This is a genomic window from Natronococcus pandeyae (assembly GCF_008122205.1).
Lineage (GTDB): Archaea > Halobacteriota > Halobacteria > Halobacteriales > Natrialbaceae > Natronococcus > Natronococcus pandeyae.
Genome location: NZ_PHNJ01000023.1, coordinates 1 through 24,493, shown reverse-complemented (window position 1 = coordinate 24,493; position 24,493 = coordinate 1). Strand labels below are relative to the sequence as shown.

The window sequence follows — 24,493 nt, the reverse complement described above, 5'->3', positions numbered from 1 at the left end:
ACGTTCCCAGTGAAAAATAGTTGTTGACATTTTCAATTCAACCGGTGGGTGTGACGCGTTCTAGAAGGGATTCGGGATGTCGTCGTCGAGGTATTGCGCTGCGTCCTCGATCGGCTCTCCAGAGGCGTCGTATCCCGAGGTTCGCCACGGTGTATCCGCGATTACATCGTCCAGATCCATCTCTAGCCGGGGGAAAATATCGACTAGGTCTTCGATCTGGTCGACAAATTCGTCGAACCCGTCTCGAACTGCGTCCTCACTATCGTCAGCGATCTTTTGTGCTTCGACCCACTTTAGGTATTTTTCTTTCGAGTCAACGCCCGTATACGGTGTGATTCCAGTGGATGCCATGAGGAAGAATCCGATCATACGAGCACTGAATAGTTGTTTTGGTTCGTACGGGACGACACCGGTATGCCGTCGAACCCCGTCGACGTACGCCCCAATACTCGGGAACCGGCTCCCGTCCCAGATTCGGATGAAACGTCGCCCGTCTGCGAGCACAGTGAACTCGTAGAACGAGTAGATATTCGGCACTACTGAAATGAGGTCACTAAGCACATGGATTTGTTCGGGGAGATACGGCTCGATGAGGTCGATTATCTCTTCGGGCGATAGATCAATATCGATATCAGTGTCGTGGAGCGTTTGTGCGTCTAATCCACCATCCGTCGTCGCTGTTGCTGCGTCCAGAGCAAACGGGGAACTTGGACAGTCGTCGACACCCGGAATGTCCTCACACTCGGGTGCATCTGGAGTGTCAGGCGCATCCGGAACGTCGTCCCAGCCAGGCCGTTCGGGAACTCTATCAAGAATATCATCAACATCGTCTCGTTCGGGCGAATCTGGGAGGCTGTCCCAGCTAAGATCCGGCGCTTCGAGCCAATCCGGCCGGTCTGGAGGTGAGAAAACGTCGTCCGGAGAATCTGGCAGACCAGGAAGCGAGTCATCGATAGCCTCGTACCAGCTAAATATAGTTGCAATGAAGTCGATCGGATTGCGTGCTGCCCGCCCAGCAATATCGTGGGCGAAGCCAGCATATCCTGCTGTCACCGTGCTAACCCGGACACCCTCTGTACCGTCAATCTCGACTGTGTCTACGGAAAAGTCACGATCGACCCGGGCACCTCTATCACGGAACGTCCCGAACCAGTCATCAACTGGGATGTTATTGATGTCATCCTTGACGAGAACAGTCTCGGATTCTCGTTCGCCTTTGTATTTTATTTTCTCACCCGAGGACCCCTGTTCGTTGAACCAAATCTCGAGGGAGTCTTCGTTAATCTGCGAGCCGTCCTCGCTTTCGAACGAAATTTCCACCTCGTTTTTAAATCGAAACTTATTGAACGGCTCCCCGGGGAACTCGTCTGTGTACTTGTCTTCTTCCGGTGTAGTCGCCGTTACCAGATCATCCGCTGGTTCCATAAGCATGTCCCCCTTCTGCCAACTGTCGATAACGGGTGCAACAGGGAGCGGAATCGTGTCCGGGAGTCGTGGAATACCGGGAACTTTAACATCGAATTCGAACTCGTCTCGGAAAATTTGCATCTGGGCGCTGTGGAGTGGATCTCCACCTTCAGTTACGTTTTCGTTCTCGCCGTTAATGTAGTGCAAGAGCGTCGCTTTGGCGGTAACTCCAGTTTCTCCGAGTGCATACTCGAGTTCGGTTCGCAGAAGATCTTTTGGATCTTCTGGTCGGGAGCTGACACTCCCTGTATACGGCCACTCCAACGTCTGCATTGTGGCCAATACTGTCCCGTTTCCATACGAGTATTCGGCGTACGTTGGCCGGGATCCGTCCCCGTCGAACGTCACGAACGTCGTCGCGTTCTCCGGCAGGTTGGTCAGATAGCCGTGTGTCGAAGATCCCCAACTTTGCAGCGTGTCTTGGGAGAACGGCTCGGTGATAGGATGATTCTCCGTGATTTCGAGACTATTCGCAAAAGTATTTTCTTTTGTGACATCAGCAGGGAGGAACGACTCGTCCCACTGGGTCGTACACGGCCATCCGTTATCAGTGACGTGGGCCACGAGCGTTCCACCACTGTCTACGAATGCTTCAATGTCCGCTTTTGCCTCGGCCAACGCGTCGTAGTACGATTGGTCCTGTGTCGACGGTACGAGTACAACTGAATAGGAGTTGAGGTCGCTGTCGCTCACTGCGGACGATGGAATCAGGTCGTATTCGACCCCCATCTCGGTTAATACGGTCTCGTTTGCGGTCGTATTCCACGGCTGACAATCTTTGATAACAAGCGCCTCGGCAGGTGTTTCATTCTGCACAGTGAGGCCGTCGGCTCCTTGGTCGTACGCTACTTCTGCTGGCTCCAATTGTTCTGGCGGATTTTGGGACGAAATATTGTTGTTACTCATAGCTGATCACCATCAAATACAAACTTCTCGTTGTCTAGAATGTATGTTATTTGTACGCCGTCACCATTGTCAGATTCGTCTTCAATAACCGCAAACGGAATTTCGGTATCGTCACTGTAGATCTGATGGCCGAACACCATATTGTCGGTTTCCCGGACAATATCCCGTTCAACAACCGATCCGTGATATCGGCTGAGTTCCGTTTTTTTGTCTTCGAACGCGAGTTTCGTTACTTCCGCATCATCGTTTGACAGTCGGACGTGATCGAAGAGAACAGTTCCGTAGTGATCGTATTCGTCATTTCCCCTGTCGGATCTGTTTTCCGATGGTGGGTGATCATTAAATACCCACGTGAGTTCGAGTCGACGTACGTTCTGTCGGACATTTTCGTCCAGTTCTGAAAGGTCCCAGTAGAGATAGCGGGAACTCCCCTGCAGGACAACGATCGGTTGTGACTCGACGACTTGCTGCTCGTCGTCAGCGCTATTGTCGCCGTGCTTATTGCCGTTGGCTCTACCGTTCCGATTACCGTTGCCGGTGTTTTCCTCGTTTCTCGGGCCAGTGTAGTGCAACCGAGCACCGAATACGAGCGGTGAGTTCGTTCCCGTTGCGGACGTAGTCACCCGCGCTAACAAGTATTGATTGTCAATAAAGCTCGCTTCTCTCGCACGTTTGTCGTTTCTGATATAACCGGCTCTGCTGTTCGTAAACGGGACCTGTAAGCCGTAGTCTCCCGTTTGGATCGTCGGTGTGTCCCCCGCTTCGATCCGATTCTCGCGAAGCGGCCCGCGGGAGCGCCATCCCTCATATCCGTCGCTGAAATCGGTAAAGAACTCACCATCGCCACCGTTGGCTGCGGTCGCACTACCGACTGGCATTCCACCCATTACTGAACCCACACCACCAATTGAGAGTGCCTTCAAGACATCCCTTCGTGATGTCATGTTCTTCTCCCTATCTTTCATATCCAATGTCATTATACACTTGCAATATATAATCTTCGGAATTAGTGAATTTATATCCCAGTGAATGGTGGGGCAGAAGTCTTTATAAGAAGGCGGTAGGACGATCGGTACACTGGTCGGTGAACTCCCGACAGTCGGTGTCGATGATCCGATTCCCGATTCGGAGTACGGTGATCAGGGGTATCACCCAGAACGTGGCGCCGTGGGTGGCAGTCAGATTCCCATCGGTGAGCTGCACGAGATACTCCTTGAGGCCGAACAGACACTGAGAAAGATCGGCGAACAACTTCCCGACCCACTGACGCTCAACAGCTCGGCGATGGAAGCCCCGCCGTTTACGTCGGGGAGGATGTCATTAGCTAAATCAAGGCGTTGTATCCCGCTTTCTGTTCGTGTCTTCGATGTTCGCTGAGGAAGGGGGCTTAGCGCTTCGGTTCAGCTAAAAATCATCCAATAACTAATATGTACGAGGTGGCCGCTCGAGAATCTCAAAAATCTCCCGTGCACGATATTCCCGGTTCCGTTCCTTTCCGGTCGTCTCCTCGAGCACTCCTTCTTCCTCTAGTTGGTCGATTGCTCGATAGGCCGTTGGACCCGTTACGTCGAGCAGTTCTTGAACAACGTTAGCAGTGAGATATGGCTGCTCGAAGAGTGTGCACGCTAGTTCTGCATAAGCAGCAGAGGTGTCGCCGTACGTAGCTTTATAGTCCTGCTGCAAGGAGTGAAGATCCCGAGATCGGAGTAGGGATTCTTCTGCCTGGTGGCGGATACCCGTCACAAAGAACTCTACCCATGCTTCCCACTCGCCGTACTTCCGGATGGCGTTCATACGATCGACATATGTCTCTTTGTAGCGATTGAAATACTCGCTCAGGTAGAGCGTTGGTTGCTCAAGGTAGTCTTGATCATACAGCTGTAATGTGATGAGGAGACGTCCGAGCCGACCGTTACCGTCCCCGTAGGGGTGAATTGTCTCGAACTGATAGTGTGTGAGCGCAATATCGATGAGCGGGTGGTAGCTCCCACCGGTTCGGATATACGTCATTAGCGCAGCCATCAGTCCGTCGACGGCGCTTGGAACGGGAGGGACGAATTCACCCAGGTGGTTCGGCACAGTCTTGAATTCCCCAATAGTATCCGTTTCCCGGCGGTTTTCAGGCACGTCGGTCAAGAGTGTCTTATGGAGAGTATGCAGAAGGTCAATAGAGACCTCCTCACCGTGATCGAGTGCGTTGATTCCGCTTTCTAGAGCACGCTCATAGTTGAGCACTTCTTGGACGTCTTTCGTTTCGTCGATAGCTGCTGCTTGCTCGCCAATTGTACCGGATCGGTCCAACGATCGGGTTTCAAAACTATAGAGTGCATTGTAATCGATATCTGCACCCTCAATTTCAGATGATTCCATCGCTTCTTTCCGAAGCAACGACGTGTACAACACGGGTGCGAAATCAGTCGTCAGACTGAACCCGCTGAGTTTTCCGAGCCAAAACGTCGCCTCCGAAAGCATCTCATAGAATTCTTTCTCGAATTGTAACTCGCTATCTGGTGGAAGGGGATCTGGATTATAGTATGGACGCCGATCGTATGGAACAAGACGTCCCGGGGCGTCGTCAGGTAATTCCTGTAGAGCCATTTGTGACTACAACAGGATTGACCCTACTGTTAGTTAAATTTAGCCCCCGTAAATCTAAGTTACTTGCGGAAGAGAGGGCACTATCCTTACTCACAGTTCAGACTGGTGTCGGTGGTACTGTCTAGTTCTGCACCTCCTCGGCAGGCGTTCGGCCATCTAACGCTTGATTCGGCCGATCTCGGTTGTAGTAGTATCTGAACCGTCCCAGCCAGCGGCGAGCACTGGCTGGACTGCCCCGCCAGAACGTATGGAACCGGTCGAGTCGCATCGAGACCGTCTGAAACCACTTTTCGATGGTGTTTCGTTCGCTGTAGTCGAGCTGACCACTCAACTCTCGGCGAGCGAGGGCAGTCAGATAGCCACCAGCATCGACGAGAAACTCCGCATCAGCGACGTCATGTTTCTCAGTAAGCCGATGGAGGAACGCCGCCGCGGGATCGGTCCCGCGGCGGCCGAACACATCGATTTCGAGCAATAGCTTCGACTCTGTATCGATGGCCGCGTACAGCCATCTCTTCTCGCCATCTACTTCGATCTGTGTCTCATCGACGGCGATCCGCGACGGCTCTGCCGTCGGCGGATCGCCTTGGACCTCCGCAAGCGTATGCCTCCAGTTCCAAATCGCTCCATGAGAGCGATCGACGCCGAGTAGCTCTAAAACAGGAACAACCTCTCGGACCGACAGCCCCATCGAATGGAGGCGCACCCCGAACACCCTGACGGGTGTCGGGGTGCGCTCGTTCTCCCAAATCTCATCACAATCTACGTCCAATGTCTCTCTGAGCAGGTCTGCGAGTGTCATAATCACCGCTCACTACGACCTGCTCGCTTCTCAAAAGCGCTCAACTAGACAGTGCCACCCTCTTAGACGGATTCGACAGACCTCTTTTCTGACCAACCGTCGAATGCTGTTCCGGCTTGTCGATTACCGGAGATTGCCTCTGGGCATAGGGAAGATGGCGCTGTTATCGGAGTACGGTCAACTCTCCAATTAGGTCTCCGGATGGTTGTACCGGTGGAACCGGTACTTGCCTGTCCGCATCACCCAGTGCCGGCCGTCAAACTCGAGAAGGTCGTCATTGCTGACCGCCCTCGAGACGAGATTCGGAATATTGGTGCTGGTAATGTCGTGCTTGCGTGCAAGGTCCGTAATTTCCTCGATGGTAGCTCCCGGATTCTCCGCTACAACCTCCAAGAGCTGGTCGTATTCCTCTGTCATGTGTCGGGTATATGATACATGGCGATTGCTTCTGATCCGCAGGCAGGACAGGCTTCGGTGTGCTTATCGACGGAGGTTCCACAGTGCCGACATTCGTACACAACTTCTGACTGCGTTGACCAGGGCAGCAGCCGGTCTACACGTTCAAATAGCATAGATACAGGAATCACTCTGGGTTCACGACGTCCCGGCATTTGGGGCACTCAGCGTATACTGCTGGTCCTGTCTCTGTTTCGTATTCAAGGATCACGTTGGTCGTCGTTATTTCGGCCTGGCAGAACGGGCATGTACCGAGAGATGGTGGATTCGCTGTGGACATGGATTGATAGAGGCAATGCAGGGAAGAGAGAGCGCGTGTGACTGCAACAGGGTGGTGGTGTGTCCGCTCTCTCTATTGCAAGTATCGTACCTGAATCTGTATATAGGCGAGCCAACCACAGTGAAACTAAAACTTGAGATCCGGTGACGGGCCCGTCAACGAACGATCTGGTGTGATAGGCACAGCTCGTTGAGCACCTCGTCGGCTAGCGTTCGTCCACCGAGAGATTGATTCCGCCCGCGCTCGTCCCCACGGGGGACTCGCGTGGACCCAGTAACACCCGAATACACCGCGTCTGCCACCGCAACAGAGGATGTCTGTTGCCGCCGTGGCGGGTGTGTCCGTGGGCGTCCGCCCCTTCACGAGGGCGCGACATAGGCCCGGCGCACCGCGTCTTACCCCGAAGTGGGTGCGCGGGTTTTGCGAGGCCGATAACGTGGGTTCCAAATAGCAACACGGCGTCTTGGTACTTGAAAACGGAGACGCAGCCGAGCGCACACGCCTCACCCCCAACCCCCGTTGGTCGGGGAACTCGCGCTGCTTTCCGTTTAGATTATTTTTGTTCGTCCCGTCGATTGAGCGAGATTATACCATCGCTATCGATGAGAACAGTATACGTATCGTACTCGAACCTGAGTTCTCCATTCACGTCTCGTGATGATCCGTCGGGGCGAGACTGAAACAGGGAATCTAAGGCATCTGGATCGATGAATTGCGCGAGTATCGCCATTTCCGTCGGATCGGCATTGTTGATTGTTGCGACGGCATCGATGAGTTCGTGGCTCACTGAATCTGTTTCGGGGTCAAACGGTCGGTGATAGGTGATTCTCTCATCATCGTCTGTGCGGTGTTGTTCCTCTTCCGAGTTCCTCTTATTTCTGGTCATAGTTTGAGATCGGAAAAGCCGGAACCATATAATGCGCCACGCGTTTGATGCGAATCACACGTATGGTATCCCCGTCTTCTGGATACCACTGCCTTACTGGATAAACGCACAGGGTGAGCGATCTTGACCGATACACTAGGTTGATTCCCCAGCAGTATAAAAGGGATTTTCTCTCGATTAATCAAAACAACAAATGTCCGTAAAACCCTCAGGGTTAATCCGCGTTCAAGCCCTTACTCTGACGGCCAATGGCTAAGAGTAACACTTCCAAAGACGTGTCGTGTGACGATCCGCCGTCTGCTGACGAAGATGTGGCAAGGCTCCGCCTTCAACTGCGTCACTTTTCCCTTTCAGAGCTGGAAGAGAAGGGGTTAGTCAGGTGGAATAGAGAGAAGCATATCGTGGTAAGGGGTCCGGAATTTGATGAAAGGCGAGCAGAGGAGGAAATCGACTAACAGAACAGGAGCAAATTCGTTGTCTCTTTACCCTGTACTGAGCGTTCGCCTGTGCGATGATCACGTCCTACCGAGTGCCACATTTGCGCCCCCTATTCAGCACGGCACGCTTGACCTATACAGTATCTGGCAGTACGTGCGGACGAGATAGAGAGAATGAGTGCAGCAAACGTTGATTCCGAATTGGAAACCGTTCTATCGGTCTCGACGGGGAAACCGCTCAGCATTCGGCCATCGCAAGGTATTCTTCCCGTGAAATCGAGTATCGATGAGCATCAACAACGGTCTCGTCCACCGGAAGCCAGTTTCGCAGCAGGCCCTCGTATTGGCCACCATACCGTTCGACGTACTTGTTGATCGCCCGTCGAGACTTTTCGTTCCCGTCGATGTAGACGGCGACGACGAGTTCGAGATCGAGTCGATCGAATGCGACGGACAGCATGGCATCGGCTCGTTCACCGGAATATCCTCGTCCCCAAAATGGCTTATCGAGGAGAATGCCGAGGTTGGCGGATCGTTTTTCCCAATCCGGGTACAGTCCCGTCGTTCCGGCGATGACGCCTGCTCCGTCTTCCTCGTCTTTCGGGCGGATCACGTATTTCGCACCCTCCACATCGTTCCATAGTCGTTCAGCCTCATCCACGTAGTCATAGGTCTCTTTCACCGTCTCGTGAGGAGACGAATCCCAGTACTCGAACATTTCCTCAGTATCGTCTCCATTGGAGTAGAGTTCGTGAAGCGCGAATACATCGACGGAGTCGTGCGAAATTCGTTCGAGGTTGAGTCGGTCCGTCCCGATGTGTTCAGGGAACATAGTATATCATCAACGGTCGTCGATCACTTGCACCGGTCCACCAGCGTCCTTCCATGCGGAGATCCCACCGGCGAGGTGTCCGACGCGGTCGAATCCCAGTTCCTGCGCCCGTTGTGCAGCCAGCGCCGAGCGTCCACCACCCGCACAGTAGAAGATGATCTCAGTTGCATCGTCGAGCTCACGCACGTACCGTGGATTGTCGGGGTCCAGATGCGCCTCCAGGTGCCCCCTCGAGGCGTGGATGGCTCCGGAAATCATCCCTTCGGACAGTTCGACAGCGTCGCGGACGTCCACGAAGAGGACCTGCGTTTCGCCGGCCAGATCAATTGCTTCCGCTGGCGTATACACCCTGACGGTGGCTTCGGCCGCGCTGACCAGTTCGTTGTATCCAGTCGGTATACTGTTCCTGTGAAACGCCCGTTGCGCTTCGGTCGGTGCCTCCATTGAATCCCTGCCTGATGGTTGCGCCGCTGATCCCTCTGCTAGCTGTAGTCCCTCCTCCGGCGATCGGCCCGTCATCGATTCGTCGGCATCACTCATCGCCAGCACCTCCGTCAGTCCGCGCCGATTCGGACGGCGTGACGCCGTGATTGCGGCTGAACACGTTCGTCGGGTCGTACTGGTCCTTCACCTCGACTAACCGGTCGTCCGTCTCGTCACGCTCGGGAGTCCGTTGGGCGTCTCCGCCCTCACCCAGTCCAGGGAAGTTTCGGTAGCCCTCGCCCGGAGAGTGGACCTGCATGTCCCGCTGGAAGGATCGCGCCCACTCGAGGACCGCATCGTCCTCTGCGGGATCGTCCCATTTTCCGTCGATAGCGAGGAGATACGGGTGGTCTCGGCCGCTGAATGCCGTGGCGTGCTCCGGAACGTCGGCGATTGCGCCACCGAGGTTCCACACGTAGTAGAGTATCCGGGGGTCCGGCCGCGTCTCGGCGCGATCGAGGATATCGGCGATGACCTCGTCGTCCAGCGAATCGAGGTAGACCGATCCCTGGTAGTACCGGTGCTCTCCGGCCGGGAAGAACGGGTCGAAGCCCTGCTGGAGGTCGAGATACCGGATCCGGCCGCTGAAGTCGAACAGCGGCGACCCGAACTCTCGAAGTGGACGAAGGAGTTCCTCGCCCTCATCGGGGTCGCCGGCGTGAACGGCGGTGATGATGGCGACAGGGTCATCGTGATGCTCCTCCGGGAAGTGGGGGTCTTCCGGTATTCCCCAGATAATCGCCTCCCCACTGATCGTTCGCGGCGCGGTCTCGACGAAGTCGCGCCAGGTCTCGAAGACCACCGTCGCGTCCTCGATGGAGTGCCACGTCTCCACCGTGGCCACTTTGGTCCCGATCGGGTGTGCTTCGAACTCGAAGGCGGTCACGATGCCGAAGGCACCGCCGCCCCCACGGACCGCCCAGAAAAGGTCTGGGTGCTCGTCCTCGCTGGCGGTCAGGAAGCGACCGTCAGCGGTGACCAGATCGACCGAGACGAGGTTGTCGCAAGTCAGCCCGTACGCTCGTCGGAGGTGGCCGTACCCACCGCCGAGTGTGAGGCCCGCGACCCCCGTGTGCGAGACGACTCCACCGGGTACGGCGAGTCCGAACGCCTGGGTCGCGTGATCGACGTCCCGCCAGGTGGCACCGCCGCCGACGCGAACGCGCCGGGTGTCTGGGTCTACGTCAACCCAGTTCATCGGGGAACAGTCGATGACGATCCCGTCGTCACACGTTCCGAGACCAGCAGCGTTGTGTCCCCCACCGCGGACGGCGACGAGCAGGTCCTGCTCGCGGGCGAACTCGACCGCGCTGATAACGTCAGCGACGTCCTGGCATTGAGCGACCAGATCAGGACGTTTGTCGATCATCCCGTTCCAGACTGTGCGAGCGTTGTCGTAGCCGGAATCCTCGGGGCGGATCAGGTCGCCGAGAAATCCCGATTCAAATTCATCGATGTGATCACCGTTTTCTGTTTCAGGTCCCATATGACACAGTGCGACCGCAAAATCGTTATAGATTCCTGCTGAAGGATCTTCGTCGTGCTAAATCTTTCACGGCGTGAAAAACCAATCGGTCAGCCCACGGTGATTTGGGTGATCCGTGGAGCTCGACGTCTCGTTTGCAGGTCATCGAGAGATGGATGGCACGACGAGCCCGGTAGCCAGCTCGTGAACCGCCTCGGGGTCAAGCCCCGAGGCTTCCCGTGGTTTAGTCGGACACTCCCATCCGACCATCGGCTTGATAGCCTCGGGCGGTCGGGTGGGTCACGGTCGGGGCGTCCACAGCCCCCGATGCCTGCCGTCGCACCTTCCGAACAACGGGAAGGCTGTTGAGAGCAGGCACATTCCAATCGAGTTTCTTCACGCCTTTTACAGCGATATTGACGCTTGCACCACGGTCACTGTGGTCTTGATGCCCACAGTCCTTGCACTTGAACCGCTTCTTGTTGCGATTCGCTCGCTCCGTATGCCCACACATCGGACACCGCTGACTCGTGTACTCGGGGTTAATCCATCCTGTTGGAATACCCTCGAACGACGCCTTGTACGACGTATAGAACTGTAGGGCGCGGAACGGTAGGTGGTGCAAGCGTCGGTTCACCCGCGTACCGTAGTTGATACTGTCGCGCATCTCTTTGAGGTCTTCAAAGACGATGCATGGCTTCTCGAACTGCTGGCTCCACTCCACGATATGCCGAGACACCTTGTGGAGCCGGTCGCGGACGAACCGTTCCTCACGCCCTTCCAGCGTGTCGTGTATGCTGTCCTTCCCCGCGTTCTGGACGCGCTTTCGCATCGTGAAGTAGCGATGACGCTCGAACTTGATTTCGGGGAAGTCGATGACAAGCGTGTCCTCGACGCCACCCTCGGAGAGCGCGGTGAGGGCCACGTTATCCTCGTTCACGTCCACGCCGACGACCGTTCGTGAGTCCTGCTTGTCTCGAACGGTCTGTCCGGTGTTGGTGACGTTGATGTGCAACTCGGGGTTGTCGTTGTGGAACAGGGCTTCTGCTGTCCCAATTTTCCACTCGTCACTCGTGAGCGCAGTCTTGAGAATATCGAGGTGGGCGTCGTCACCTTCGAGGACGCCCTTGACGTGTTTGTACGGTTTCGCGCTGATTCGGAACGCCACGTCACCGTCGTCGGTGAGCGACAGGTTGTACCCTTCCTCGTAGTTCGCACGAAGCGGGTACGCACCGTCCTTGGTGTGACTCGGGAGCCCAAAGTCGTCGTATTCGTAGTAGTTCTCCATCGCACCGAGTGCTTTCGCAACGACGCGCTGAGTCGTGTTTTTCACGAGGTTGGCGTCGTCGGCCACACGGTCGGGAATCGCGTCCCAGTCCACGCCTTCTTTGACGAGTCTGATGGTTTCGTTGTACACCGAGCGGGCATCGAGCGTGGCGTCGTACAGCAGGCTCTCGTTGTCACTCTGGATGTCGAGTTGGAAGTCCAGCGTCTTGACGAGAGCCTGTGCGTCGGTCATTCTTGGTCGTTGGGTTGGACGTGACGGTAGTGAAGAAGGAGTGTGCGAATCGCGCTGTCGAAACTCGTGTGCCCCTCCTCGTCCTTGAGTTCGTCAAGGTCGTCGTACACGGCGTCAGATACCTTGAGTTGCTTCGTCACGTCTACCCCTTGTTCCTCCACGTTAAAAAGTCTACTGGTGGTAGTCTATGAGTCATCTCAGAGAATACTTTTGATTGGTCGTTGTGTTGCAGGTATGGGCGAGAAGCGGTCGAACCACACGGTGTACAACGTCAACTACCACTTCGTGTGGTGTCCGAAGTACCGCCACGCGATTCTCGAACCAATCAAGGAGTCTCTGGAAGCGAGTTTCCGCGATGTGTGCGACGAGTACGGCTACGAGATATTGTCGCTCCACATCTCACCCGACCACGTACACCTATTTCTCTCTGCCCACCCGAAGAACGCACCGAGTGAGATTGTGCGGACGGTCAAAAGCATCACAGCGCGGGAGATGTGGGAACAGCACGAACTGTACTTGGAGGAGTATCTGTGGGGTGGTGGGTTCTGGGAGGAATCGTACTACGTCGGGACGGCAGGCGATGTTTCAACCGACACGATTGAGCAGTATATCGAGCGGACGGAACACGTTTAGCGGAGCGTACGGCCTTCACCCTCGGGGTCAAGCCCCGAGGCACTCGGCCTGCTCCGCCTGTAGAGGATGGAGAACGCGTGTGCGCCGGGATGTGCACTTTCTGGCGGTATCACCATTGCCGTCGTGAGTCGTTCCGATATCGCCCGCTGGCCGTCGAGTGGCATGGCCCCAGTCGAGGATGCAATTCACGGATTCGATCTGGAGTTCGGTACCCACAAAAGATGGATCCCCACGACGGATGGATCAATCGGCACCTCAGCGAACGATTATAGAGTGTCAATGTGTACCAAGACCATGGGAACGACGATCGACGACATCGAATTCCTCGTCAGCTCGAAACACCGGGTCGGCGTACTTGACGCACTCGCCGAGAGGGGCCGTGACCGGGCGGACCTCCGGGCCGAGACCGGTGCTCATGCCTCGACGATCGGACGCGTCCTTGGTGATTTCGAGGATCGTCGATGGATCGAACGCAGAGGCTCGACATATGAACTCACTCCACTGGGCAAGTTCGTGGCGGAGCGGTTCGCCGACTTCTGCGCCGCGATGGAGGCCGAGGAGAAACTCCGTGACGTCTGGCAGTGGCTCCCGAGGGAGATGGAGGGGTTCTCCGTGGACATGTTCGCCGACGCCGTCGTCGCCTATCCCCCAGCCGGCTACCCGTACGAACCCGTCAAGCGCGTCGTCCAGTTGGTCGAGGAAAGCGACACCGTCCGCGGCTTCGGGGCGACGGTGTTCAAAACGGCCGCGAACGAGGCGTTCTGCCAGGCAGCGCTGGACGGCATGAAGGTCGACGTGATCTACTCACCCGACGTGTTAGCAGCGACCGTCGATTGGAATCCGGCACTCTTTGAAAAGACTGCCACGCTGGACAACTGTACGATCTTCGTCCACGACGACCTCCCCGACCGGAGACGGTGTGGTATCGACGTCTTCGACGAGCGCGCCGCTATCTGCTGTCACGACACCGAAACCAGGGCGCTGCGGGCGTGGGTCGACACCGACGCACCAGAGGCCAGAGAGTGGGCCCGAACCGTCTTCGAGCGGTACCGTGAGGAGGCACGGCCGGTCGACGAGGAGGTGTTGGCCACACCGGTACCGGAGCAATTTACATCGCCATAGAAGACCAGCCCAACCGTCTATGCAGTTCGGTTGCACGCCGTGCAATATTTCACCAAATAGTCTCATTATCGCACATCTCGTCGTCCTATGTGCAGAAAGGTGACCGGCTCATGACCGAAGTCACAGAATCCGACACGGGAAATGAAATCGAAATCGTCACATCCCCGGATGGGACCGAGATTGCCTACAAACGGACCGGGAGTGGACCTCCGCTCGTGCTCGTCCACGGTGCGGACGTCGATCACAGGTTCTGGGACATCTCCGGAGTGCGACAATCCCTCGCGGAACACCACACGGTCTACGCGATGGACCGTCGCGGCCACGGCGAGAGCAAGTACCCCGGCGAGTTCGAACTGGAACGGGAGTTCGAGGACATTGTCGCGGTCGTCGACTCGATCGACGAACCCGTACATCTGGTCGGGGAGTCCGGCGGCGCGTTCGCCGCGCTGGAGGCCGTCCTGCGAACCGACAACGTCAGAACCCTGATACTGCACGAACCCCCCGTTCCGGGATTCGAGGACGAACGCGCCCGCGAGGGGTTCGAAACGATGGTCGGCATGTTGGACGAGGGGGATCGCGATCGGGCGCTGGCGACCTTCCTGGAAGGGCCCGCTGGAGCCACTCCAGAGGAAGTCGAGCAATTGCGCAACCATCCCATTTGGCCGGAGTACGTGGAGGCCTTCATCGAAACCGTGGTCCCCAAAATGGAGGCCGAAGCCCAAGCCGACTACCAGTTTGACCCGGACCGGTTCGCACAGCTGACCGTCCCGACGCTGCTGTTGGCCGCCAGCGAGTCTGCAGAGTGGCTTCTCGACGCAACGGACGCGGTCGCCGACGCACTTCCAAACGCCCGGGTCGTCAGTATCGACGGATATGGCCACGGAGCAGTCGCCAGCGCACCGGACTGGTTCACGAGCGAAGTACTCGCATTCGTGCGTGAATCGAGTTGACGACGTCGCAATCGGCCTATTCGAGCGACTGCAGTGAACCGTGTTCGTATGCGTCCCTGAGCGGCTGCGCTTCTGTACGGAACTGCTCGTAGTACGTCTCCGCCCACGTTCGCATGTCGCTACTGGTCGTCTCGATGAGCGCCTGTAATCCACCCTTCTCGTGATCGTAACAACAGATGGTCACGCAATCGTCGAAGAGAGAGATTTCGTACCGATCTTCCATCGGCAGGTTCTCGTGCAACAAGACGGTGTAGCTGTCGCTGTCGGCTGCCTCGATGATCGTTTCCGTGTCTCCCCACGATAGGAGTTCATCGAACACTTCGGGTGGGTAGATGTACTCACAGTGGAACTCATCATGCTGGTCTAGGAACCGATCGAATGAGGTCTCCAGCGTCCGCAACCCCAACATTGCTACGCCAACACCGCGCCACGTAGATGTCTCCGTGATCAACTCGATACGGCGTTTAGTGGATTTATCGGGGTGTCCGGCAGTCGGGCGAGTGACCGTTACATCCGTAAACAGATCGACGCTGAACCCATCTAATTCATGTGGTAACCACTGCCAGACGTCTCGAAGGTGGTGCTCGATCGTCATTGCGTCCACAAACTCCTCTAGCCGTTCGGCAACGAACTCGCCCAGACTGGTCAGTTGGTATCCCCGGTCCTCCCGTTCGACCCAGTTGCGATTCTCGAAGTCGGTGAGAATTCGGCTCATCGTTGGCGACGAAGCCCCCGTCGCGGATCGCAATGCGTTACGGTCATTCGGACCCGTGGCCAGTGTGTCTAGCACGGCGACCCGATGGTCCGACGTGACGAGAAATTCGATGTCGTCGGGTGTCTCATCCATGGTCTTGGTATGTGCTGGCACACAAAAATCGTATAGGTGGTGATCGCTGCGAATGGTCCTTCTGTGGATGAAACATTCGCGCTATCTATTCAGCAGAAGCCGAATGTCCTACTCGGATTCTGTCAGAAGATGCTTGCTGAATATAGAGTGTGGATGCAGCACAGCGCCATCGTTTGTTTCGTGCCCAATTCACTGAACCAGCCGGTCAGTACATCTGCGAACTGAACACTGTATTTGCACTAGTTTTCAGTAATGAAACCGCCAATAATTGTAATTATAAGCGGGGAGATGTCATCAGTCGTCAGGTCGCTCTTCGACGGTGACTATTGGGTCGTAGGTTTGGTAAACCTGTCCGATCCCGGTGCCTGCGATGAGTTCCCAGTCGCCAGCGACTGTCGCTTCAAACAACCCAGTAGTGAAAAACCTCGCTGCCCCGGACGGGATTTCGTCACCATCGTCAACAACGATGGTAGCCGTTTGAGCGCCCGAATCTTCGTTCGGTGGGACGAGTTCAACGCCGACTTCACCGGTAATGGATTCGCCACCAGCGTTTCCGAGAACAACAGCGATTTCAAATTCGTCACCAACGGTGACGCCGCTTGGCTCCTGTGGCTGATTCCGAAGGAGAATGAACTCACCAGGGGCGTCTTCATCGACCTCAAACTGGGGTGCATCAGAAGTAGTATCCGTTTCGGTAGTATCTTCATCACCGGTATTGTCTGTGTTAGAACTATTCAGGCATCCAGTGATAATTGATGCACTGACTGGAAGGGTGGTGAGGAGGGCACGACGGCGCATAATTAATCCACATTTCGTTGGAGTATAAATATTGATGGAGTTTTCGTCCCAGTGATGTACCCTTCACCTGTACTGACCGATCACTACCGGCGCAAATCGAGGCGAATCCCGTGCGACATCCGCGCTGTGAGTTCAGCAGAGCTTGATCGAACTACCGAATTACTGCCAAGAGTGGACTGCTGAATAGAGAGCATCTATGCAGCACGCCGACCTCCTTGGGGGTTGAATTGCCCGGTAGAGAACGTGCTCACTTGCTAGATAGCGATATCCGTTGGATCTCGGTGAGATGATTGTCGCCCCACTCGTCACGATGGGCGTTGTCGAGGTCTAGGGCTGTAGTGAGGTCGCCCGCTTCCTCTTCAAACGTACAGATTGTACAGGAAACCTGATATTTCACTATTGGCCTCCGGTACCGAACTCGCGATCTGTGGCGAGGGCGAGATACGGGGCTAATTCAGCGGGGTCAGCGAGCAATTGGATATTTTTGTGATCCGAGTCGTATGATACGATACCAGTTTCTTCGAGCTTGGGGAGGTGATGGTGGACGAGGCTGATCGCGATCTGCTGTTGCTGCTCCTCGGAGGACTTCTTCTCGCGGCTTGCGACGCGCGTCGTGAGTTCATCCAGCGTGGCGATGCCATAGTCGGACAGATACTCGAGCACGTGCTGGCGGCGCTTGTCGCTGAACGCGTCGAAGAGGTCAGTCGGCGAGCGGTCGTACGTAGTTTCGACCTCGATTGTTACTGTCTGGGAGTCGGTCATGGATATCTCCCCGTTAGAGGTATAGGAAGAAGCATAGCCGTACTAGGGATCTAGGATCAGCAAATCGACGTGTCTGGAATCGCCTAGCCATCTAGCCGGTGGCCAACGATCCATCTGTAGTGAGTTTGTCAAGCATCCTCCGAGATCCTTTTCGGATGTGCTGGTAGAATGTCGCGGAGGAGATTCCGAGCGTCTCGGCAATCTCTTCCCCAGAAGCACGCCGCGGCGAATCAAAGTACCCCGCGTGATAGGCCACTTCGAGTACCTCTTGCTGGCGGTCAGTCAACGATTCGAATACGATCTCTGCGTTGACGTTTTCCGATGAGGTGCTCTGCGTGACCGTCCGTTTCGAGATGAACTCCGTCTCGGGGAACGTCGCTTGCAGCCCCTCGATGATTGGTCGGATATTCGTCTCGGGGGCGGTTTCCCCGATGATCCGCCCAATCCCGTCTTCGACAACGACCGAGTTAGGGGTGACTCCTTCTTCGATGAGCGTGAGTACCAGTGACGACGTAGTAACTCGACACTCGATTGTTCCCGTTTCTCCTGTCGCTTGCAACGAGCGAGCAAAGTCGATCCCTGCGAACGTCTCGAGCCGGTCACAGACTCGCCCCGGTAGAGACCCCTTCACGTCGATATAGTAGATGAATGCTCCGTCAGAGGCGGGCGTACTTTTCTTCAGGGAGAGACGGCAGTCGAGACGTTCGGTGACGTCGATGAAGGGGACGTCCGAGTCGGTAGATCGGAACTCAAGTTCGACTCGCGTCTCGGCGTGAAGCAGTTGGCGGTTCTTGGTCGCGTAGATGGCGTGTCCGATGCGTTCACCGAGTTCGCCGAGGAGCTGGCGTTCATTTTCGTCGAACGCGAACGCCCGATCAGAGTGGAGGCGGAGAACGCCATACACAGTATCTCCGTATCTGAGCGGGACTGCAGCCGCCGCATTGTAGCCGCGTCGGTGCGCGTGATCGCTGGCTATCGTCTCCATCGGATTATTGGACAGGTTTTGGACGGCCTGTACTTCCCCAGTCTGCAGTGCCTCCTCGGTAATCCCGTCTCGATATTGGGCTTCGTTGACCGCCGTCACTTCGTCCGAGAGGTTCTCCTCCGTCAGTCCCGTCCATGTACTTGGTCTAATCGTCTCGTCTGCTGCGACGTATTCGCCGATCCACGCGTGCGTGTAGGCTTCTGAACTCCCAAGACTGTCACACACCTGCTGTTCGAGTTCGTCCCGGGTTGATGCCCGCATAATAGCATGGTGGATCGAGTTGAGGCTGGTGGTGATCTGGCGGAGCCGTTCGAGTGTATCCCGTTGGTGTTCAAGGGTATCCCGCTGCTGTGCGAGCGTCCGTTTGCTCTCTTCGAGGGCGGTGATGTCCTCAGCGGTTGTGATGACGCGGTCGAGCGTCCCGTCCTCATCGAACACAGGTGCAGCACTGACCGAAAGCCACCGGGACTCTCCATCGGGTCGTTCGACCCTGAGGATTCGATCCTCCACCACCTCACCCGTCTCGAGGGCCACCGCAAATGGGTGTTCGTCGGCGGGAACTGGCTGCCCCTCTTCGTCATAGGTCGGTCTGTCCTCGGGAGTGTACGCTTCGATCCTATCGTCATGAATGTCGAGAATATTCCTTCCTTTTCTGTTGATTCGCGTGAGTTCGCCGTCAGCGTTGACAACCATAATGCCGATGGGACTCGTCTCGAGCAACTGCTGGAGGGTATTGCGTTGGCGTGTGACTGTCCGCTCGCGCTCTTTCTGGTCGGTCACGTCGACGTTGACCGCGATGAACCGCTCGATGTCACCGTCAGCAGTCGTAATGGGAGCAATCGTCTGATTGATGGTGTACGTCTCGCCGGACTTGCGCTGGTTGATCACTTCTCCCGTCCACGTCTCGCCCGAGAGAATCGTATTCCACAGGTCAGTATAGAACGCGTTGTCGTGTTCACCCGAGTTGAGAATCTGCGGTGTTTCGCCGAGGGCTTCCTCGGCTGCGTAACCGGTTTGCTCCTCGAATGCTGCATTGACGTATTCGATTGTGCCGTCCGTATCCGTCAGATAGATCGCGTGGCCTGCGTGATCGAGCGCTTCGCGGAACGCACGGAGGCGTTGTTCGCGCTCTTTGCGCTCGGTAATGTCTTCAATCGCCGTAATGACACGCTCGATTGAGCCGTCAGGGCCGCGAATTGGAGCGGCGCTGACTGACAACCATGTCCGCTTCCAAGCGGTTGGTTTGATGCCAATGACAGTGTCGTAGACCGACTCACCAGTCACGAAGACGCGTGTGATCGGGTGAGCCTCGGAGGAAAGCGGTTCCTCGGCTTCATTGACTAGCTTTTGGTCGATGGATTCGTAGCTCTCTCCACGGAGTTCATCGGGGGAGCGGTCATAGAGCACTCCGGCGTAGGCATTTGCGCGGACGATCTCGCCATTGGAGTCGATGACCGTGATCCCGATGGGGCTGGTTTCGAGAAGCTGCTGAACGGTGTCACGTTCGTACTGGAGCTTCTGTTCGTATGCTTTCTGGTCAGTAATATCGCGGATGATGCCGGTAAAGAGCCGCTGGCCATCGTATTCGTGTTCGCGCAGGCTGATCGAAACCGGCACTTCGTGACCGTCTTTATGGAGGGCAGGCAGTTCGACGCCGTCCCAGTCGATATGCTTCTCGCCGGTTTCGAGATACCGCCGAAGCCCTTCGGCGTGAGCGGATCGCAGTCGTTCGGGAATGAGTTTCATCTTCGACGTGCCGACGAGTTCCTCTGGAGCGTAGCCTAAGATCCGTTCGACTGCAGGATTCGCATAGACAATCGTACTCTCTGTATCGAGTGTGAGCAGCCCTTCTGATGTATTCGCCGCAAGTGTCTGGAAAAAGGTTGCCTCATCGAGATCGAGGGGAGAGCGAGAGACCACGTCATCGGTAACGTGGGTTCTGTGTGAGGTTTCTCTATCGTTGTCCCCGGTCATTACCTTCCAAACTGGCCGAGGAGTGAAAAGGCTTCACTCAGGTATTCGTAACACTATTCCGCTTTTCGTTGGTGTCATGGTGGAACGTACACCACCTGTACTGAGCGATCACCATCTTCGCAAATTGAGTCGAATCTCGCGTCACATTCGCGCTGTGAGTTCAGCAGAGCTTGAGCGAACTACCGAATTACTGCCAAGAGTGAACTGCTGAATAGAGGATGAGTGGAGCACGCCAACCGGATTTGTTTCACGGTGTGTCCAATGAATCAGCCGTGCAGTAAATATGTGAACTCGTCGTCATCAGCTGTTTTGATATTCTAAGTGAAGGATATGCTTATATGTCTTCAGTCCGACTTGGCTCTAACGAGAAATTTTACACTGTGCGTCTTCCTTTACGGCAAAGGAGACTGTCGGTAGAACGGTCGTATAACGGTCATGGACGCATCACAGAGTCCATACTCGTTCTCACCCACTATGACAGTCCAATCCACCTACCGATCATCTAACAGTGAAATTAAAATTCTCCTTGTCGAGGACAACCCCGAGGATATTCGTCTTATTCAAGAAGCGTTCAAGACAGCAAACATAGATTCCGAGCCAACACTCCGCTCCATCTCCAACGGAAACGACGCGGTTGACTTCTTGAACGAGCAGACCGACGACCCAACAAGATCACTCCCTGATCTCGCTCTCGTCGATTTGAATCTTCCGGGGAGAGACGGGTGTGCAGTTCTTAATGCAACCAGGGCTGATCCACAGTTCAGACCGCTTCCTGTGATTATACTCATGAGTTCTGCAGATAGGGGCGATATTCAACGATGCTACGAAGCCCGAGCTAACGCTTACTTGACGAAGCCAACCACCCCGGAGGGATTTGAGTCACTTGTAGAGTCCGTCAGCCGGTTCTGGTTTCAGAAGGTACAACTTCTACCCGACTCACAATAATTTCGCCGTCTCAGTTTCCCATTCGGTAACTTCTCATCTTGTACTGATCAGTCACTACTCATCTCAAATCGACTTCCAGCCAGTGCCACATTCGCGCTCTGTATTCAGTAGAACCCGATCAAACTACCGAGTTGCGGTCAAGAGTAGTGTACTGAATATAGAGGATGAGTGCAGCACGACGACTTCGTTTGTTTCACGCCGAAACCAGTGAACCATCCGCTCACTTCACGTGCGAACCTAACACTGCTACTTCTATCAGATACTGATAATGTCGGTAGAGTCGTGCTGAATATCAGGTGCGACTATGGCACAGGATCAGACGTGATCTGCGATTGGTGGTGATCGGTCAGTACCGCTGAAGCAAGGGTTGTGACCTCCTCCTCGCCGTAAACGGCGAGGCTTCCCACGGCACCGCACCGCTGGTTTGGGATATTTGCTGGTTTACGACCCGTCGGCATGACAGGCCGATGGCAGGGCCACACCGCCGTTACTCCTATCCCAGCAGGGGACTCGGAGTTATCTTGTGACCGAGACACCACAGCGGTTCGAGAGGGTGTCTCGAACGGTCTGGGTCTCGGAGTCCCGATATTGTGCAATTGAGCGGGCGGTGTGACCGCCTCGGTGTACGCCATGCTACAGTACGATGCCGCTTAAATATCCGTATTAGCGTCAGAACGTGAATTGTGGAGGCGTTGTCGGATTCACGCCCGCCGTAAACGGCGGGATTCTCTCCTCGAAGAAAGATAGGGGAGCCATTTTCGTCATTAGAGCTATTCTCATCAGGGACCCCTGATTTCTGATGAGGCTTCTGTAAACTCGCCCACTTCCACGGTTACGTCGCCATCTTTCGTCACTTCAACCAGATACTCACCGTACTTGAACGCGACTTTTATCTGTGATTTTGGAGAGTCCAATAATACGTTCAGGGCGTCGGTATCGATTCTCTCGTACAGAGGCTCGAGTTCGGTTGCATCAATCCCCTCTATTTCTGCAACCGCATTTACGACAGTTGTTGTTGGTGTCTCGTGGCTCCCCATCTCTTGCGTGGCTATGCTCGTGCTACCCATACACGGGGGCGCACCGCCCCACAAAATAAACGTCACCCCAAAGTGTGTTGTGTGTCAACGAATACTGTATCCATTCTATTTGAATTGGTTCGCAGTACCACGCTTACTCCTCCGGGTAGTTACGTTCATCTGTATAGAACGCAGGCGAAATAGGTCAAGAAGGGAGACCACACCTTTGAATAGTATAGCGAAAAACTATTATTCGGGTTCTGATCTCGTTGGAAGCGTTGCCTTTGCCGGGGTTAAGAAATTGTTGACTGAGCTTGGATAGATTCGACCCGGTATCTTAGAAAATCCACACTACCCATTCAATAAACCAACAATCGATGGTTTTTCTGAGAGGCCGATGATTTATACTGAGAGAGGGCCAGTCTTTGGTATGAAAAAACTTGACATGCGGGTCGAGAACGGGCGCCGTGTTGTCGAAGGCTGGGATCGCGTCTTCAGGGCTCTATCGGCAGAACCACGCCGTCAACTCATCGTCTCGCTCTTAGATGCACCGGCCAATCAATCAGTTTCGTTACCAGAAAGTGCAACAAATCCTAATATCCCTGCTGATCCCGAACAACTGAGACGGGAATTGCCTCATCGACATCTGCCGATGTTGGCCGATTCTGGGTTTATCGAGTGGGAGACAGACCCACTGATCGCATCTCGTGGCCCGAAGTTTGACGAAGTTGCTGCCGTTTTTAACGCATTACATGCAGCTGCGACCGATATTCCCGATTCATTGGTGATTGGCTGTCAACGGCTCGAACAAGAAGAACAGGAGAATTTGAGAGACTGACACACTCGAGGCTGTGGCGAATTTGTAGGCCTTCTACCGGGCGATTCAAAGGGGGATCTATCACAAGAAATGAAGTTGGTTTGTTGACCCCCTCCCCTTTTTGTATTCAGCACGCTACTCTTGACAACTATTGGTGAGATCAATTGTTGTTCCATTACCTAATCGGCCTGTATTGAACGATCACCCTCTTCGCAGATCTATCCAGATGTCGTGTATCATTCGCGAACTGTATTCAGCAGCGACTGACGAAGCTACCAGACCTCCGGAAAGAAGGCCGTGCTGAATATAGAGCATGGATGCAGCAGAATAACTTCATCTGTTTCGGGCAGTCTGCACTGAATCAACCGATCAGTAGATCTGCGAACCGATCACGGGACACACCAGTGCATTCGAAAATGGCCAGTGGAAATATCTATTAGATCGCAGCATGTCCAATATGGGCGGCTCATATCTTGACAATGAATATCGAGAAAAAGTATACGAATTTGCTGATTCCCATCATAAGGCCACAAGAGAAGAAGCTATAGGCGAATTTTTGCGTTGCTGTGAAGAGATTGATGAGTTAACAAAAGACGACACACCACGAGAGGTAATTCGAGAAGAAGGATTCCGTAGAATGAAATCAGTACTACCGAGGTAGAGCGAGCTATTGATAATTCTATTGAGGTGTTTTTGTCCTGTACTGAACGAACATCTGCCCTCGATGACCGGCCATCATCTCGTGCTGCATTCGCACCCTGTGTCTCGCATACCCCGCTTGTTTTATTTAAAAACTGCTGCAAAACTCATCACCGATAGAACGGATGGATTCAGCAAATAACTTGTCTGGTTCGGTATAATCGATCGTATGGAGATATTGGTTCCCTTTGCGGTAAACCCAGTTAGCGAACAGGCGGTCAGGGCTGCAATCGGACTGTTCGGCAGCGACGATCGAGTACAGATCATCGCTGTCCACATGACCGGCGGAAAAGACGCTCCCGCCGAGATAGCTGCCTCCGAAATCGAATCCATGGGAGCGCGACAGCCCGCCTCCGTCGAGGCCGAAATCTACCAGGTAGAGTCCGGAGCCGATTCCAGGTCGGCCGTTCGTGATATGATCGAAGAGATCGTAGAATCCCGCGATATCGACCTCGTTGTGCTTGGATACGAAGAGAAATCGATCTTCGAACAGTTATTCGAAACCGACACGACCGAACGGATGCTGCAAACGCATAACCTCCCTGTCCTTCTTGTTCCGTAGCACGACCGCCTGTAAGTACAGGTCTTGTTGAGGTCACATTCACGCTCCGACGTGCGCTGCTGAGGTGGAAAGACAAGAGCGTCTTTATTTGTTTGCTGCATATGCGCCTTCTATTCAGCAGAGACTGAATGTCCTACTCAGATTCTGTCAGAAACCGCCTGCTGAATCCAGAGGATGGGCCTTGTTTAGACGCTCAAACGTTAGCAGTGTAGAGCCGATCGAACTCGTATCGCCGTGCTAGTAGCTCGGAGA

Annotated in this window: 25 protein-coding genes; 7 read left to right on the top strand and 18 right to left on the bottom strand. The window is 55.0% G+C overall.

What is annotated here, in order from left to right; translation table 11 throughout:
• Positions 1-60: 60 nt before the first annotated feature.
• From CV102_RS24225 to CV102_RS24200, 8 genes are all read right to left on the bottom strand, one after another.
• Positions 61-2,373, bottom strand: coding sequence for a hypothetical protein (locus CV102_RS24225; protein WP_148860582.1), 2,313 nt, complete (start codon positions 2,371-2,373; stop codon positions 61-63).
• On the bottom strand, positions 2,370-3,338 hold the full coding sequence (locus CV102_RS24220) for a hypothetical protein (RefSeq protein ID WP_148860581.1): 969 nt from the start codon (positions 3,336-3,338) through the stop codon (positions 2,370-2,372). The genes CV102_RS24225 and CV102_RS24220 overlap by 4 nt, the downstream gene beginning before the upstream one ends.
• A gap of 457 nt (positions 3,339-3,795) precedes the next feature.
• Positions 3,796-4,971, bottom strand: coding sequence for a Fic family protein (locus CV102_RS24215; RefSeq protein WP_148860580.1), 1,176 nt, complete (start codon positions 4,969-4,971; stop codon positions 3,796-3,798).
• Positions 4,972-5,092: 121 nt separating this feature from the next.
• The gene (locus CV102_RS24210; protein ID WP_148860579.1) at positions 5,093-5,773 is read right to left on the bottom strand and encodes an IS6 family transposase; all 681 of its coding nucleotides are present in this window, start codon (positions 5,771-5,773) and stop codon (positions 5,093-5,095) included.
• A gap of 189 nt (positions 5,774-5,962) precedes the next feature.
• Positions 5,963-6,190, bottom strand: coding sequence for a hypothetical protein (locus tag CV102_RS24205; RefSeq protein ID WP_148860578.1), 228 nt, complete (start codon positions 6,188-6,190; stop codon positions 5,963-5,965).
• A complete protein-coding gene (locus CV102_RS27450; RefSeq protein ID WP_449289640.1) occupies positions 6,187-6,345 on the bottom strand; it encodes a DUF7129 domain-containing putative zinc-binding protein in 159 nt (52 codons plus the stop codon). The genes CV102_RS24205 and CV102_RS27450 overlap by 4 nt, the downstream gene beginning before the upstream one ends.
• 11 nt (positions 6,346-6,356) lie before the next feature.
• Positions 6,357-6,509, bottom strand: a complete 153-nt coding sequence (locus tag CV102_RS27445) for a DUF7837 family putative zinc-binding protein (protein ID WP_449289639.1) — start codon at positions 6,507-6,509, stop codon at positions 6,357-6,359.
• Between the two features lie 553 nt (positions 6,510-7,062).
• Complete coding sequence (locus tag CV102_RS24200) at positions 7,063-7,395, bottom strand: HalOD1 output domain-containing protein (RefSeq protein WP_148860577.1); 333 nt, start codon at positions 7,393-7,395, stop codon at positions 7,063-7,065.
• A gap of 248 nt (positions 7,396-7,643) precedes the next feature.
• On the opposite strand from CV102_RS24200, the gene CV102_RS24195 reads away from it, so the two are divergent.
• Entirely contained in the window at positions 7,644-7,850 is a 207-nt protein-coding gene (locus CV102_RS24195; protein WP_148860576.1) for a hypothetical protein, read from the top strand.
• Between the two features lie 220 nt (positions 7,851-8,070).
• Here CV102_RS24195 and CV102_RS24190 read toward each other — a convergent pair whose 3' ends face one another.
• The 5 genes from CV102_RS24190 to CV102_RS26300 all read right to left on the bottom strand — a co-directional run bounded on the left by CV102_RS24190 (position 8,071) and on the right by CV102_RS26300 (position 12,271).
• Positions 8,071-8,664 carry a GNAT family N-acetyltransferase gene (locus tag CV102_RS24190; protein WP_148860575.1) on the bottom strand — a complete coding sequence of 198 codons (594 nt, stop codon included), beginning with the start codon at positions 8,662-8,664 and terminating at the stop codon, positions 8,071-8,073.
• Between the two features lie 9 nt (positions 8,665-8,673).
• Positions 8,674-9,204, bottom strand: coding sequence for a rhodanese-like domain-containing protein (locus CV102_RS24185; RefSeq protein ID WP_148860574.1), 531 nt, complete (start codon positions 9,202-9,204; stop codon positions 8,674-8,676).
• Positions 9,197-10,633, bottom strand: coding sequence for an FAD-binding oxidoreductase (locus tag CV102_RS24180; RefSeq protein WP_148860573.1), 1,437 nt, complete (start codon positions 10,631-10,633; stop codon positions 9,197-9,199). Before CV102_RS24180 ends, CV102_RS24185 begins: the two co-directional genes overlap by 8 nt.
• A 223-nt stretch (positions 10,634-10,856) precedes the next feature.
• Positions 10,857-12,131, bottom strand: coding sequence for an RNA-guided endonuclease InsQ/TnpB family protein (locus tag CV102_RS24175; RefSeq protein ID WP_148860572.1), 1,275 nt, complete (start codon positions 12,129-12,131; stop codon positions 10,857-10,859).
• Positions 12,128-12,271: a hypothetical protein gene (locus CV102_RS26300; protein WP_187433104.1), complete on the bottom strand. Its 144-nt coding sequence runs from the start codon at positions 12,269-12,271 to the stop codon at positions 12,128-12,130. Before CV102_RS26300 ends, CV102_RS24175 begins: the two co-directional genes overlap by 4 nt.
• Before the next feature lie 94 nt (positions 12,272-12,365).
• On the opposite strand from CV102_RS26300, the gene tnpA reads away from it, so the two are divergent.
• The 3 genes from tnpA to CV102_RS24160 all read left to right on the top strand — a co-directional run bounded on the left by tnpA (position 12,366) and on the right by CV102_RS24160 (position 14,836).
• Positions 12,366-12,764, top strand: a complete 399-nt coding sequence (tnpA, locus tag CV102_RS24170; RefSeq protein WP_148860571.1) for an IS200/IS605 family transposase — start codon at positions 12,366-12,368, stop codon at positions 12,762-12,764.
• A 294-nt stretch (positions 12,765-13,058) separates the two neighbouring features.
• The gene (locus CV102_RS24165) at positions 13,059-13,886 is read left to right on the top strand and encodes a helix-turn-helix transcriptional regulator (RefSeq protein ID WP_148860570.1); all 828 of its coding nucleotides are present in this window, start codon (positions 13,059-13,061) and stop codon (positions 13,884-13,886) included.
• Between the two features lie 110 nt (positions 13,887-13,996).
• Positions 13,997-14,836, top strand: a complete 840-nt coding sequence (locus CV102_RS24160; RefSeq protein ID WP_148860569.1) for an alpha/beta fold hydrolase — start codon at positions 13,997-13,999, stop codon at positions 14,834-14,836.
• 16 nt (positions 14,837-14,852) lie between these two features.
• Here the strand turns inward: CV102_RS24160 and CV102_RS24155 are convergent, their stop codons facing one another.
• From CV102_RS24155 to CV102_RS24140, 4 genes are all read right to left on the bottom strand, one after another.
• Positions 14,853-15,683, bottom strand: coding sequence for a helix-turn-helix transcriptional regulator (locus CV102_RS24155; RefSeq protein WP_148860568.1), 831 nt, complete (start codon positions 15,681-15,683; stop codon positions 14,853-14,855).
• A gap of 294 nt (positions 15,684-15,977) precedes the next feature.
• Complete coding sequence (locus CV102_RS24150; protein WP_233710809.1) at positions 15,978-16,481, bottom strand: hypothetical protein; 504 nt, start codon at positions 16,479-16,481, stop codon at positions 15,978-15,980.
• A gap of 396 nt (positions 16,482-16,877) precedes the next feature.
• On the bottom strand, positions 16,878-17,243 hold the full coding sequence (locus CV102_RS24145) for a DUF7344 domain-containing protein (RefSeq protein WP_148860567.1): 366 nt from the start codon (positions 17,241-17,243) through the stop codon (positions 16,878-16,880).
• 91 nt (positions 17,244-17,334) lie between these two features.
• Positions 17,335-20,202: a PAS domain S-box protein gene (locus CV102_RS24140; protein ID WP_148860566.1), complete on the bottom strand. Its 2,868-nt coding sequence runs from the start codon at positions 20,200-20,202 to the stop codon at positions 17,335-17,337.
• A 474-nt stretch (positions 20,203-20,676) separates the two neighbouring features.
• Between CV102_RS24140 and CV102_RS24135 the strand changes: the two genes are divergently transcribed.
• Positions 20,677-21,147, top strand: coding sequence for a response regulator (locus CV102_RS24135; protein WP_148860565.1), 471 nt, complete (start codon positions 20,677-20,679; stop codon positions 21,145-21,147).
• A 779-nt stretch (positions 21,148-21,926) separates the two neighbouring features.
• Here CV102_RS24135 and CV102_RS24130 read toward each other — a convergent pair.
• Positions 21,927-22,214 (bottom strand): HalOD1 output domain-containing protein, encoded by a 288-nt coding sequence (locus CV102_RS24130; protein ID WP_148860564.1) that lies wholly within the window; start codon positions 22,212-22,214, stop codon positions 21,927-21,929.
• Between the two features lie 379 nt (positions 22,215-22,593).
• Here CV102_RS24130 and CV102_RS24125 point away from each other — a divergent pair, with 379 nt between their 5' ends.
• Complete coding sequence (locus CV102_RS24125; RefSeq protein WP_148860563.1) at positions 22,594-23,001, top strand: hypothetical protein; 408 nt, start codon at positions 22,594-22,596, stop codon at positions 22,999-23,001.
• 847 nt (positions 23,002-23,848) lie between these two features.
• On the top strand, positions 23,849-24,241 hold the full coding sequence (locus CV102_RS24120) for a universal stress protein (protein ID WP_148860562.1): 393 nt from the start codon (positions 23,849-23,851) through the stop codon (positions 24,239-24,241).
• Positions 24,242-24,493 lie beyond the last annotated feature (252 nt).

Bases quoted from the DNA above. Each gene is read 5' to 3' on its own strand.
- CV102_RS24160 (WP_148860569.1), top strand. From the start codon at position 13,997: ATGACCGAAGTCACAGAATCCGACACGGGAAATGAAATCGAAATCGTC.
- CV102_RS24135 (WP_148860565.1), top strand. From the start codon at position 20,677: ATGACAGTCCAATCCACCTACCGATCATCTAACAGTGAAATTAAAATT.
- CV102_RS24215 (WP_148860580.1), bottom strand. From the start codon at position 4,971: ATGGCTCTACAGGAATTACCTGACGACGCCCCGGGACGTCTTGTTCCA.
- CV102_RS24145 (WP_148860567.1), bottom strand. From the start codon at position 17,243: ATGACCGACTCCCAGACAGTAACAATCGAGGTCGAAACTACGTACGAC.
- CV102_RS24125 (WP_148860563.1), top strand. From the start codon at position 22,594: ATGAAAAAACTTGACATGCGGGTCGAGAACGGGCGCCGTGTTGTCGAA.
- CV102_RS24165 (WP_148860570.1), top strand. From the start codon at position 13,059: ATGGGAACGACGATCGACGACATCGAATTCCTCGTCAGCTCGAAACAC.
- CV102_RS24185 (WP_148860574.1), bottom strand. From the start codon at position 9,204: ATGAGTGATGCCGACGAATCGATGACGGGCCGATCGCCGGAGGAGGGA.
- CV102_RS24130 (WP_148860564.1), bottom strand. From the start codon at position 22,214: ATGGGTAGCACGAGCATAGCCACGCAAGAGATGGGGAGCCACGAGACA.
- CV102_RS24205 (WP_148860578.1), bottom strand. From the start codon at position 6,190: ATGACAGAGGAATACGACCAGCTCTTGGAGGTTGTAGCGGAGAATCCG.
- CV102_RS24190 (WP_148860575.1), bottom strand. From the start codon at position 8,664: ATGTTCCCTGAACACATCGGGACGGACCGACTCAACCTCGAACGAATT.
- CV102_RS24120 (WP_148860562.1), top strand. From the start codon at position 23,849: ATGGAGATATTGGTTCCCTTTGCGGTAAACCCAGTTAGCGAACAGGCG.
- CV102_RS24220 (WP_148860581.1), bottom strand. From the start codon at position 3,338: ATGAAAGATAGGGAGAAGAACATGACATCACGAAGGGATGTCTTGAAG.
- CV102_RS24180 (WP_148860573.1), bottom strand. From the start codon at position 10,633: ATGGGACCTGAAACAGAAAACGGTGATCACATCGATGAATTTGAATCG.
- CV102_RS27445 (WP_449289639.1), bottom strand. From the start codon at position 6,509: ATGTCCACAGCGAATCCACCATCTCTCGGTACATGCCCGTTCTGCCAG.
- CV102_RS24195 (WP_148860576.1), top strand. From the start codon at position 7,644: ATGGCTAAGAGTAACACTTCCAAAGACGTGTCGTGTGACGATCCGCCG.
- CV102_RS24210 (WP_148860579.1), bottom strand. From the start codon at position 5,773: ATGACACTCGCAGACCTGCTCAGAGAGACATTGGACGTAGATTGTGAT.
- CV102_RS24225 (WP_148860582.1), bottom strand. From the start codon at position 2,373: ATGAGTAACAACAATATTTCGTCCCAAAATCCGCCAGAACAATTGGAG.
- CV102_RS24175 (WP_148860572.1), bottom strand. From the start codon at position 12,131: ATGACCGACGCACAGGCTCTCGTCAAGACGCTGGACTTCCAACTCGAC.
- CV102_RS24150 (WP_233710809.1), bottom strand. From the start codon at position 16,481: ATGCGCCGTCGTGCCCTCCTCACCACCCTTCCAGTCAGTGCATCAATT.
- CV102_RS24155 (WP_148860568.1), bottom strand. From the start codon at position 15,683: ATGGATGAGACACCCGACGACATCGAATTTCTCGTCACGTCGGACCAT.
- tnpA (WP_148860571.1), top strand. From the start codon at position 12,366: ATGGGCGAGAAGCGGTCGAACCACACGGTGTACAACGTCAACTACCAC.
- CV102_RS27450 (WP_449289640.1), bottom strand. From the start codon at position 6,345: ATGCTATTTGAACGTGTAGACCGGCTGCTGCCCTGGTCAACGCAGTCA.
- CV102_RS24140 (WP_148860566.1), bottom strand. From the start codon at position 20,202: ATGACCGGGGACAACGATAGAGAAACCTCACACAGAACCCACGTTACC.
- CV102_RS24200 (WP_148860577.1), bottom strand. From the start codon at position 7,395: ATGACCAGAAATAAGAGGAACTCGGAAGAGGAACAACACCGCACAGAC.